At 71.6% G+C, this 10,453-nt stretch carries 10 protein-coding genes; 9 read left to right on the top strand and 1 reads right to left on the bottom strand.

Annotation, left to right across the window (positions count from 1 at the left end; translation table 11 throughout):
- A partial coding sequence (locus GT354_RS29945; protein WP_346012236.1) for a DUF3866 family protein occupies window positions 1-789 on the bottom strand: 789 nt, incomplete at its 3' end.
- A gap of 195 nt (window positions 790-984) precedes the next feature.
- Between GT354_RS29945 and GT354_RS29940 the strand changes: the two genes are divergently transcribed.
- The 9 genes from GT354_RS29940 (at window position 985) to GT354_RS29900 (ending at window position 10,402) form a co-directional block, all read left to right on the top strand.
- Entirely contained in the window at window positions 985-1,968 is a 984-nt protein-coding gene (locus GT354_RS29940) for a WYL domain-containing protein (RefSeq protein WP_161359503.1), read from the top strand.
- Window positions 1,965-2,939 (top strand): WYL domain-containing protein, encoded by a 975-nt coding sequence (locus GT354_RS29935; protein WP_161359502.1) that lies wholly within the window; start codon window positions 1,965-1,967, stop codon window positions 2,937-2,939. Before GT354_RS29940 ends, GT354_RS29935 begins: the two co-directional genes overlap by 4 nt.
- Before the next feature lie 118 nt (window positions 2,940-3,057).
- On the top strand, window positions 3,058-3,255 hold the full coding sequence (locus GT354_RS29930) for a hypothetical protein (RefSeq protein ID WP_161359506.1): 198 nt from the start codon (window positions 3,058-3,060) through the stop codon (window positions 3,253-3,255).
- A gap of 32 nt (window positions 3,256-3,287) precedes the next feature.
- Complete coding sequence (locus tag GT354_RS29925) at window positions 3,288-3,521, top strand: hypothetical protein (RefSeq protein ID WP_161359501.1); 234 nt, start codon at window positions 3,288-3,290, stop codon at window positions 3,519-3,521.
- Window positions 3,522-3,651: 130 nt separating this feature from the next.
- Window positions 3,652-3,936, top strand: coding sequence for a Sec-independent protein translocase subunit TatA (tatA, locus tag GT354_RS29920; protein WP_161359500.1), 285 nt, complete (start codon window positions 3,652-3,654; stop codon window positions 3,934-3,936).
- A 34-nt stretch (window positions 3,937-3,970) separates the two neighbouring features.
- Window positions 3,971-4,921, top strand: coding sequence for a twin-arginine translocase subunit TatC (gene tatC, locus GT354_RS29915; protein ID WP_346012235.1), 951 nt, complete (start codon window positions 3,971-3,973; stop codon window positions 4,919-4,921).
- A 26-nt stretch (window positions 4,922-4,947) separates the two neighbouring features.
- Window positions 4,948-5,835 (top strand): diacylglycerol kinase, encoded by an 888-nt coding sequence (locus tag GT354_RS29910; protein ID WP_161359499.1) that lies wholly within the window; start codon window positions 4,948-4,950, stop codon window positions 5,833-5,835.
- Window positions 5,836-6,029: 194 nt separating this feature from the next.
- Window positions 6,030-8,801, top strand: a complete 2,772-nt coding sequence (locus tag GT354_RS29905; protein WP_161359498.1) for a DEAD/DEAH box helicase — start codon at window positions 6,030-6,032, stop codon at window positions 8,799-8,801.
- Between the two features lie 173 nt (window positions 8,802-8,974).
- The gene (locus GT354_RS29900) at window positions 8,975-10,402 is read left to right on the top strand and encodes an amidase (RefSeq protein WP_161359497.1); all 1,428 of its coding nucleotides are present in this window, start codon (window positions 8,975-8,977) and stop codon (window positions 10,400-10,402) included.
- Window positions 10,403-10,453: the final 51 nt, after the last annotated feature.

Raw genomic sequence — 10,453 nt, 5'->3', positions numbered from 1 at the left:
CACCTCCGCGGCGGCGAGCGCGACGCGTGCGTACGCGGTCAGGCTGTGGTGGGACACGCCCCGGTGTCGCTCGCGGCCGTCGGCGTCGGAGATCCGCAGGGACGCGATCGGGCGCCCGCCCAGCGCGGCGATCGCGTTGATCGCCTCGCCGGCCGCGACGCCGGAGAAGCCCCACCGGGTGCCGGTGCCCAGGTTGCCCGGCCCCTGGGTGACGATCACGACGTCGGCGGCGAGCACGTGTCGGGCCGCGAGCAGGCCGGTGTGCAGGGTGACCGCCTCCAGGTCCCCACCCAGGGCCTGTCCCACCGTCACCGATCCGACGAGCTCGCCGCTTTCGCGCAGCACGTCCGCGGTCATCGAGAACCACAGCGGCAGCGTCCCGCCGTCGGTCATCACGTACGCCACCCGTGCGCCCGGGCGGGCGGCGTGGATGCCGGCGCAGATCGCGGGCAGCGCCGAGTGCAGGTCGGCGACCACCACGGGCAGCCCGGCCAGGTCGTCGGCGTCGCGCAGCGCGTCGTGGTGCGGCGAGTCCTGTTCGTCGACGCCCAACACGACGGCCTGCATCGGCGTGTAGCGCGCCTTGACGACGTGTCCCGGGCCTTTGGGCGGGTCGGCCGGGAGTCGGTCCGGCAGCGCGATCACCAGCGCGTAGCCGCCCGTGCCCAGGCCCATGTCCTGCGCCGTGGTGTTGAGCAGCACCGCGTCGCCCACGACCGGTTCGCCGGTGAGCGCCGGGTAGGCGATGGCCCGCAATTCGCGCGCGGGTTCGGGGTGGGGCACGGCCACGGTCACCTCCACGGCCCCGCGCCACGCTCGTCGTATCGCCGTCACTTCACCGCGTCGCCACGTGATCACGGTCCGGCAGCCTAACGGTGCGGCGGGCCTGCGGTGACCACGGCTGCGAAGATCGCCGGCCGACACCACCGATTGGGCCGAACGCGGTACGGTCGTGGCTGCGCCGTGTGGAGGGACTGGGATTCGATGGCGATTCCTAAGCAGGAGCGGTTGGTGAGCCTGGTCATGTGCCTGCTCGCCGCCCGTCGCTACGTCACGAAGGAAGAGCTGCGGCAGTCGATCGAGTCGTATCGACTGTGCACGTCCGACGAGGCTTTCGACCGCATGTTCGAGCGGGACAAGGACGACGTACGCGAACTCGGCTTCATCGTCGAGACCGGCGCCAACGATCCGCTGATCGAGTCCGCCGACGGCTACCGCATCCGCCCCGAGCGCAACGCGCTGCCGCCGGTGGAGCTGGACCCCGAGGAGGCCGCGGCCCTGGCCTTGGCCGCGGGCGCGTGGCAGCAGTCCGCGCTCGCGGGCGCGGCGACCGGCGCCCTGTACAAGCTCAAGGCCGCCGGCGTCGAGATCGACTCCGCCCCGCTGACCAGCGTCGAGCCGCGCGTGACCGCCCGCGAACCGGCGTTCGGACCCCTGCTCGACGCGCTGCGCACTCGCCGCCCGATCCAGTTCGCCTACCGCCGCTCCGGTGCTGCGGAGGCGAGCGTGCGCGTGGTCGAGCCGTGGGGCATGAGCTGCTGGCGCGGCCGCTGGTACCTCGTGGGCTGGGCCCGCGACCGGCAGGAGCAGCGGGTGTTCCGGCTGGACCGGATCGTCGACAAGCCCAAGCCCAAGCCGCTCAAGGAGGCATTTCGGGCGCAGGTGCCCGACAAGGTCGACGTGCGCGGCCAGGTCGCGCGCTTCGCCGGCGAGGGCGGCGAGGGAATCGCCCGGATCCGGGTGCGCGCCGGGGCGGGTTTCCCGCTGCGGGCCCGCGCGAGCGCGGTGGTGCCCGCCGGTGAGGGCTGGGACGAACTCGAAATCGGTCACGGACACGGACTGCACCACTGGCTCGCGGAGTTCGGCCCCGACGTGGTCGTGCTGGAGCCGCGACACCTGCGCGACGCCGTGGTCGCCCAACTGCGCGAGGCCGCCGGCGCGGCGACGGACGAGGTGAAGGTCGGATGAGCAACGCGATCGACGACACTCGGCGACTGTTGTCGCTGGTGGCCTACCTGCGTGAGCGCCCCGGCACCCACCTGGACGACGTGGCCCGCGCCTTCGGGCTGCCGGTCGCGCAGGTAGAGGCTGACCTGGGCACGCTGCACATGTGCGGCACCAGTTTCATGGCCGACGATCTGCTGGAGCCGCACGTCGACTTCGAGGGTCGGGTCTTCCTGGACAACGCCGACGCGCCCGTGCGGCCGGTTCGGCTCGCGCCGCACGAGGCGCTCGCGCTGTTGGTCGCGCTGCGCGCGCTCGCCGGGTTGTCGGGGCTGCGCGAGCGGGACAAGGTCGCGCTGGGTCGGGTCACCGCCAAGCTGGAGGACGCCGCGGGCGAGGCGGCCCGCGCGGCCGAGGGCGTCACCGTCGAGTTCGAGGGTGACGACGCCTCGCAGGAGTCGGCGTTCGCGACGATGGACCGCGCGGTGAGCGAGAAGCGCCGGCTGCGGCTGCGCTACTACGTACCGCGCCGAGACGAGATCACCGACCGCGAGGTCGACCCGATCCGCCTGGTCCTGGTCGACGGCCACACCTACCTCGTGGCGTGGTGTCGTCAGGCCGAGGGCCGCCGACTGTTTCGCCTGGACCGTGTCGCCGAGGCGATCCTGCTCGACGAGCCCTCGCAGCCGCAGGCGGTCGAACCCCTCGACCTCGCCGACCGGTTCGCCTCCACGGTCGCCGACGGCATCGAGGTGGTGCTCGAACTGGGACCCGGCGGGCGTTGGGTCACCGAGTACTACCACTACGAGAAGCTGGAGGAGTTGGCCGACGGCGGCCTGCGGCTGACGCTGCGCACCCCCGACCCGGCCGGCATCCGACGACTCGCGCTGCGCTTGGGCGGGCACGGCCGGGTGATCTCCCCGCCGGAACTCGTGGACGACGTACGACGCACCGCGCGGGCCGCCCTCGAGGCGTACGCGAGCGAGACCCGCTAGCCGACGCGGGTGGGCCGCTCGCCTGGACCGAGGCCCACCCACGACGCCGGCCGCCAACCGAAGCCCAGGTACCACCGACGACAACCTTCCCGACCTTGCGAGGGGGCCCACGGTGTCGATGTTCACGGCGCGCTGCCCGGTGTGCGGACGCGTCGAGCTGACGGCGGATCAGCTGCGGCTGGTCCTGCGTCCGAAGAAGTCCTTCTACCTGTTCCGTTGCCCGACCTGTGCGGATTCGGTCCGCCGACCCGCGGGCGAGCGCATCGTGGAACTGCTCACCGACGGTGGCGTCCCGTCCATGCAGGTTGCCCGCTGAGCCGCGGTCCGACGGGCTGTTAGGGTCGCGGCATGGTGCTGTGGGTGGTCGTCTTCCTCGTGCTCGTCCTCGCCGGACTGGGCGTGATCGCCTGGTTCTCGTGGCGATTGTTCGGTGACGTACGTCACTTCGGGTCGACCGTCGCCGACGCTTCCACCCGGTTGTCCGACGCCGCCGCCGAGCTGGAGCGCGCGTCGGGGCCTGCTTCGGGCCACCGGCCCGGTCCGGTGCCGGGTCCTCGCACAGCGTCCACGCAGCGCCACTGATCTGCACACTCGGCCCCTGGGGGTTACGCGCGGTGCAGTTGTTCGCCACCATTGCGTTGCACGCGTGTAACACGCACCGGCGTACGATCGAATCCATCATCCCCCCGGCCCCGGCAATGAGGTACTGACTATGTTTGGCAAGCTCGGTTGGCCCGAGATCATCCTGATCCTGGTAATCGTCGTGCTGTTGTTCGGCGCCAAGCGTCTGCCCGACACGGCACGTGCGCTGGGTCGCTCGCTGCGCATCCTCAAGAGCGAGACCAAGGCGATGAAGGACGACGGTTCGGGGGAGGCCCCGGCCGCCGCCGACAAGCCCGCCCAGTCCGCCGAAGCCCCCGCGCGCACGATCCAGGCCGCTCCGGGCGACGTGACGCAGGCACGGCCGGTCGGCGAGCCCGACCACAACCGTCGATAAATCCGCTCGCGCCTGCTAGGAGTCGGCCCTCAAGGTGCTGGACAAGGTAGGGCGTGGACGAGAGTCCGGCCCGAAGCAAAAGAAGATCAAGGACGCCGAGGGGCGCATGCCCCTGATGGAGCACCTGCGCGAACTGCGCAACCGGCTCGTCAAGGCGCTCCTGGCCATCATCGCCGTGACGTTGATCGCGGCTGCCTACTACAAGGACGTCGGCGCCTTCCTGGTCCAACCCGTCTGTGACCTGAAGAACGTCAAGGGCACGGGCACCACGTCGTGTGGCAACGGTGTCCTGGTCCAGCGGGGTGTGCTGAGCCCGTTCTCGATGGCGCTCAAGATCTCGCTCACCACGGGCATCGTGTTGGCCGCGCCGGTGTGGCTGTATCAGCTGTGGGCGTTCCTGGCCCCGGGCCTGCACAAGAACGAGAAGAAGTACACGCTCGGGTTCGTGGGCGTGGGGTTCCCGCTGTTCCTGGCCGGCGCGTACTTCTCCTACTGGATCCTGCCGCACGCGCTCGAGGTGCTCACCGACTTCACCCTCAGCGACGCCAGCAGCCAGATCGAGGTCGACGACTATCTGAACTTCGTCATCCGCATGGTCGTGGTCTTCGGCATCGCGTGCGAGTTGCCGCTCGTGCTGATCATGCTGAACCTCGGCGGCGTCGTCACCGCCCGCCAGCTCGCGGGCTGGTGGCGCTGGGTGGTGATGGGCATCTTCGTCTTCGGCGCGGTGGCCACCCCCACCACCGACCCGATCACGATGATGCTGCTGGCCGTGCCGATCACGATCCTGTACCTCGTGGCGCTGATCGTCGCGTGGCTGGTCGACCGCCGGCGGGCCAAGCGGCGTGCGGAAGTGTTCGGCGCCGACCTCGACGACGACGAAGCCTCGGTGCTCGACACGTCGACCGCGCCCGTGGACGGGCCCACGTCGGTGCCCGACGCGCGCTCCGGTGACCCGCGCGACCGGGTGGACGACATCACCTGAGTGGCGGTGGGCTAACCTCCCGCACTGTGTCTCGGGAGATAGCGGTATTCGTCAACCCCACCGCCGGTCGCGGTCGAGGGCTCAAGGCCGCGTCCGTCGCGGCCGACCTGCTCCGGGCCCGGGGACTGACACCACATCAGGTGTCCGCCCCCGGCGCCGAGGAGGGGATCGCCAGGTTGCGCGCGGTGGTGCGCAAGGGCGTGCACGCCGTCGTCGCGGTCGGCGGGGACGGCACCGTGGCCGCCGCGCTCCAGGCGGTGGCGGGCACGAGCACACCGCTGGGGGTCATACCGATCGGCTCCGGCAACGACTTCGCCCGTGCGCTCGACCTGCCGTTGGGCGACGTCGTGGCCGCCACCCACGTGGTGGCCGACCTGCACCCGCGCGACGTGGACCTGGGCCGGGTCGGCGAGCGCTGGTTCGGCACCATCTTGTGCTCCGGCTTCGACTCACGGGTCAACGAGCGCGCCAACCGGATGACCTGGGCGGGCGGTCGCACCCGCTACAACGCCGCGCTGGTGGGCGAGCTGGGCGCGCTCGCGCCGGTGCCCTACGAGCTCGAACTCGACGGCAAGCCGTTCGACGTCGGCGCGACCCTGATAGCGGTCGGCAACAGCCGCTCCTACGGCGGCGGCATGCGCATGTGCCCCGACGCCGACCTGTCCGACGGCCTCTTCGACGTCACCGTGGTCGCCGAGTGCGGGCGCGCGGAACTGCTGCGGGTGCTGCCGAAGGTCTACAGCGGGCGGCACGTGAGCCACCCCAAGGTCAGTGTGCATCGCGCCGCGACGGTGTCGCTGACCGCGCGCGGGCTCAGCGCGTGGGCCGACGGCGAGCGCCTGGGCGCGCTGCCGATCACCGCGGACTGCGTGCCGGCGGCGGTGCGTGTGTTGGTCCCCGAGGTGTGGGGATAGCGCTTCGCCCGGGGGCCGGTCCGGAACCGAGCGGCGTCTCGAAGGTCGTGAGCGGTCCCATGAGGGCCCAAGCGGCTGCGCGAGGTCGAAGCGGCGCCTTGAAGGCCCAAGCGGCTCCGCCGAGTGCGAAGCGGCGCATCGTCGAAAAATGGTGATCACGGCCGATGGCCTCGCCCGGTAGTCTGCATAACGAGATGCCTCTCGATCCTTCACGCGGCACGGACCGCGACACCCAGACGTCCCCCGCCGAGCGCTACGCGGCCTCGCGCCGCCGGCAGGCCGACGAGCGGACGAGCCTGCACGCCTTCCGCGAGCAGTACGAGTTCGGTCTCGACCCCTTCCAGATCGAGGCGTGCCGCGCGCTGGAGAGCGGTCAGGGCGTGCTCGTCGCCGCGCCGACCGGTTCGGGCAAGACGGTCGTCGGCGAGTTCGCCGTCCACCTCGCCCTCGAACAGGGCCGCAAGTGCTTCTACACGACGCCCATCAAGGCGCTGTCGAACCAGAAGTTCAGCGACTTCCAAAAGCTCTACGGGGCCGACAAGGTGGGTCTGCTCACCGGCGACAACTCGGTCAACAGCGACGCGCCGATCATCGTGATGACCACCGAGGTCCTGCGCAACATGCTCTACGCGTCCTCCAACGCGTTGAACGGCCTGGGCTACGTGGTGATGGACGAGGTGCACTACCTCTCCGACCGCTTCCGCGGCGCCGTGTGGGAAGAGGTGATCATCCACCTCTCCGAGTCGGTCACGCTCGTGTCGCTGTCGGCGACCGTCAGCAACGCCGAGGAGTTCGGCGACTGGCTGGGCACCGTCCGCGGCGACACCGCGGTCGTGGTCTCCGAGCACCGGCCCGTCCCGCTGTGGCAGCACGTGATCGCGGGCAACCGCACCTACGACCTGTTCACCGACGAGAACCACACCGAGGTCAACGCCGAACTCGTCCGGCTGGGCCGTATGGACAGCGAGCGGGCCGGCCGCCCGCAGGACCGCTACCGGCGCAACCGCGGCCAGGAGACCCGGCCCGTTCGCAGTCGGATCTGGACGCCCAGCCGCGCCGAGGTGATCGACCGGCTCGACGCCGAGGGCCTGTTGCCCGCGATCACCTTCATCTTCAGCCGCAAGGGCTGCGAGGCCGCCGTACAGCAGTGCCTGCACGCGGGCCTGCGCCTGAACAGCGAGGACGAGCGGGGCGCGGTGCGCGCCCACGTCGAGGCCAGGACCACCGGGATCCCCGAGGAGGACCGGCACGTCCTGGGCTACTACGAGTGGCTCGAAGCCCTCCAGCGCGGCATCGCCGCCCACCACGCGGGCATGTTGCCGACCTTCAAGGAGGTCGTCGAGGAGCTGTTCGTCAAGGGCCTGGTCAAGGCGGTCTTCGCGACCGAGACGCTCGCGCTCGGCATCAACATGCCGGCCCGGTCGGTGGTGTTGGAAAAGCTCGTCAAGTGGAACGGCGAGACGCACGCCGACCTCACCGCCGGCGAGTACACCCAGCTCACCGGCCGCGCCGGTCGCCGCGGCATCGACGTCGAGGGCCACGCGGTCGTGCTGTGGCACCAAGGCTTCGACGCCGCGCATCTGGCGGGCCTGGCGGGCACCCGCACGTATCCGCTGCGCTCGTCCTTCAAGCCGTCGTACAACATGGCGGTCAACCTCGTCGGTCAGGTCGGCCGGCACCGCTCGCGCGAGCTCCTGGAGACCTCGTTCGCGCAGTTCCAGGCCGACCGCTCGGTGGTCGGCCTGACCCGTCAGGTGCAGCGCAACGAGGAGGGCCTGGCGGGCTACCACGAGGCGATGACCTGCCACCTGGGCGACTTCGCCGAGTACGGGCAGTTGCGCCGCGCGCTCAAGGACCGCGAGACCGAACTGGCCCGCGAGGGCGTCTCGCAGCGCCGGGCCGCGGCCGCCAAGTCCCTGGAGAAGCTCAAGCCCGGCGACGTCATCGTGGTGCCCACCGGCAAGTACGCGGGCCTGGCCATCGTGCTGGACCCGGGCACCGACGAGGGCCCCGACGGGCCGCGCCCGTTCGTGCTCACCTCCGACCGGCAGGCGCGTCGTCTCGCGGGGATCGACTTTCCCGTGCCGGTCGCCCCGATCGAGCACATGCGCATCCCGCGTTCGTTCAACGCGCGCAACCCGCAGGCGCGCCGCGACCTGGCGTCCTCGATGCGCAGCAAGGTCGGGCACGTCGACCTGCCCAGGGCTCGCAAGCAGCGCTCGCTCGCGGCCGACGACCCCGAGCTGGGCAGGCTGCGGCAGCAGATCCGGCGGCACCCGTGCCATGGCTGCGACGACCGCGAGGAGCACGCGCGCTGGGCCGAGCGCTACTACCGGCTGCTGCGCGACACCCAGCAGATCGAGAGCCGGATGAAGGGCCGCACGCACACCATCGCGCGTACCTTCGACCGGGTCTGCGCGATGCTCACCGATCTGGACTACCTCAAGGGCGACACGGTCACCGAGGACGGCCGCCGGCTCGCGCGGATCTACGCCGAACTGGACCTGCTCACGGCCGAGTGTCTGCGCGAGGGGCTGTGGGAGGACCTGGGCCCGGCCGAGTTGTCCGCGTGCGCGTCCGCGCTGGTGTACGAGTCGCGCCAGCCCGACGACGCGGTGGCGCCCAGGGTGCCCAGCGGCGCGACCGCCGAGGCGCTGGCCGACATGGTGCGCCTGTGGGGTCACCTGGACGCGTTGGAGGGCCGACACGGCCTCGACTTCCTGCGCGAGCCCGACCTGGGCTTCGCGTGGACGGCGTTCTCGTGGGCCTCGGGGATGAGCCTGGACGCGGTCCTGCGTGACGCGGACCTGCCGGCCGGTGACTTCGTCCGCTGGATCAAGCAACTCGTCGACGTGTTGGGCCAGATCGCCGCGGCGGCGCCCGACCACAGCAAGGTGGGCGCCACCGCGCGCAAGGCCGTGGAGGCCCTGCGCCGCGGCGTGGTGTCCTACTCCTCGGTCGGCTGAACCCCGGCCGGGCGGCCCGGAGACCGACGGCAAGGATCTTGGAGTCGAGGCAACGGAATCGGTGGATTCCCCACCTCGACTCCAAGATCTTTTTCCGTGGCGGGCTCGGCGGGGGGTTCGGGGTGTCGCGTACGGTGCGAGGCGGACGTGTTTCATGAGCGCTGGAGGGCACCGTGCGGATCGACGAGTATCGAACCTACGACGCGATCGGCCTCGCGGGGCTGATCGCGGCCGGTGAGGTGAGCGCCGATCAGGTGTTGGATGCCGCGTTCGACGCGATCAGGACGGCCGGTCCCGGCCTGGGGGCGGTCGTCGCCACGTGCGAGGAGCCCGCTCGGGCGGCGGTCGCCGGGCTGCTGCCCGGCGTGCTCGCCGGAGTGCCGTACCTGATCAAGGATTTGGAGTGTGACGTCGCCGGGCTCGCGACGACCAACGGCTCGCGGTTGTTCGCCGATCACGTGGCCGCTCGCGACAGCACCCTGGTGACGCGTCTGCGGGCGGCCGGTGTGTTGATCGTGGGCAAGACGAACACGCCGGAGTTCGGGTTCGGCACGACCACCGAGTCCGGCCTGCACGGGCCCACCCGCAACCCGTGGCGGATCGACCACAGCGCGGGTGGCTCCAGTGGGGGCTCCGCGGCGGCGGTGGCCGCGGGACTGGTCCCGGTGGCGCACGCCACCGACGGCGGCGGGTCGATTCGCATACCCGCCGCGTGCTGCGGGTTGTTCGGGCTCAAGCCCAGTCGGGGGCGGGTCACGCCCGGGCCCGATCACGGCGAGTCCTGGGCGGGGCTTTCGGTCGCGCACGCGGTGACCCGTACGGTGCGCGACAGCGCGACGCTGCTCGACATCACCGGCACGCCGGAGTCCGGCGATCCGTATTACGCGCCGACACCCGCCGGGCCGTACGCCGTCGAGGTGGGCACCGAGCCCGGCCGGCTGCGGATCGGGCTGATCACCGCCCCCGTGGACGGCGATGTCGTGGTCGACCCCGAGTGTGTGCGGGCCGCGGAGGAGGCCGCCGCGCTGTGTGCCGAACTGGGTCACTACGTCGAACCGGCCGCGTGGCCGGATACGGTGACCCGCCCCGGCGAGGTGATCGCCGTGGTCAGCGCCGCGCAGATCGCCCGCACCGTGGACGCGCGCCTGGCCGTGCTCGGGCGCGAACTCGCCCCCGGCGACCTGGACGCGGCGACCGCGATGATCGTGGACCGGGGTCGCGCGCTGACGCTGGGCCGCTACCTCGGCGCGATCGAGACGATGCACGCCATCGGGCGGGCGGTGACTCGGCTGACCGCGCGCTACGACGTGCTACTGACCCCGACGATGGCGGTCGCGCCGCCGGTGCTGGGCGAGTTGGACCCCAATCGCGACCCGGCCGGCGCGCTCAGGGGGATGCGGGGTATGGCGGCGTTCACGAGCTTGTTCAACGTCACCGGGCAGCCGGCGATGTCGGTGCCGCTGGGGCACACCGCGGCCGGGCTGCCGGTGGGGGTGCAGTTCGCGGCCCGCTACGGCGACGAGGCGACGTTGTTTCGGCTCGCGGGTCAGTTGGAGGCCGCGGCCCCGTGGACGCGGGTCGCGCCCGCTCCCGCGCCCTAGGTTCGGGGCGGGTCGTCAGCGCGCGCACAGCGTGTAGTGCGAGTCGTTTCT

Source organism: Streptomyces sp. SID3343 (assembly GCF_009865215.1).
GTDB lineage: Bacteria > Actinomycetota > Actinomycetes > Streptomycetales > Streptomycetaceae > Embleya.
This window is presented reverse-complemented; position numbering and strand designations above follow the sequence as displayed.